General features: G+C 57.6%; 1 protein-coding gene. It reads left to right on the top strand.

From position 1 onward, the window contains the following. On the top strand, window positions 1–976 hold a 976-nt coding region (locus tag AC629_RS44375; protein ID WP_143199964.1), incomplete at both ends, for an adenylate/guanylate cyclase domain-containing protein.

Here is a 976-nt window from a genome sequence, read left to right as displayed (position 1 = left end):
TCCTCGCACATCCTGATTTTGTGCAATTCGTCGAGGATGCGATGACGCATCCTTCGCATCCGCAGCTGTTCGGCGTCAAGCAAATGGGTGGCGGACTGGCGTCGTCGATCCTGAGAGCCTGGGATGGTGCCGACCAATACGACGGAAACACCCGCGATGAACGAGGGCGGAATTTCCTCTTCCGGTTGAGGAAATTCAAACTGGGCGGACAATTTGGCGTTTACGTCCTGATGGTCGCGCAGCAAGACGATTTTGTCAAAGATATTAAGAGATTGAACCGGGTCGGGCTGATCATCGCATCGATCGCCAGTGTCGCCTTTGTGCCGGCTGTCTGGTTTTTCGGCAGCAAGATGTCCCGTTCCATAAAGGCGATAACGGCCCAGGCGGCCAAGCTGCAGACGATGGGTGCCCCCGAGAGCTCGCCGATCGGTTCCTACATCAGGGAAATTTACGAACTCGGCCTCACCGTAAGCCTCGCCGAGCGCGCAATATGGTCGTTCTCGCGTTTCGTTCCCAAGGAGTTGGTCAGGCGAGTCGTCGACAATTCGATTTCCACGGAGCTAGGCGGCGTTAGGCAAGAAATCACCGTCCTCTTCACTGACGTTCGCAACTTCACGACCATTGCCGAGGCTTCGGACCCCGATGCGCTGATGCGCCAGACGTCCCGTTATTTCACTGCGCTGACGGAGGCCTTCCTTGTTGAAGGCGGCACGGTGGACAAGTTCATCGGCGATGCAGTGATGGTTTTCTGGAACGCCCCGAATTTACAGCCCGATCACGTCGAGCGTGCCTGTCGGGCGGCGCTTGCAGGTAAGTTGGCCAGCGAACGCCTCAACGCTCAATTCGAGGCCGAGGGCTTGCAGTCGTTTTTCACGCGGTTCGGCATTCATGTTGGCGAGGCCGTGGTCGGCAATCTCGGCTCGGCCGAACGGATGAATTACACAGCGCTTGGCAGCACAACAAACTTGGCGTCCCG

Source organism: Bradyrhizobium sp. NAS80.1 (assembly GCF_001908205.1).
GTDB lineage: Bacteria > Pseudomonadota > Alphaproteobacteria > Rhizobiales > Xanthobacteraceae > Bradyrhizobium.
Note: the sequence above shows the minus strand (reverse complement) of the source record. Positions and strands in the feature narration are given on the sequence as shown.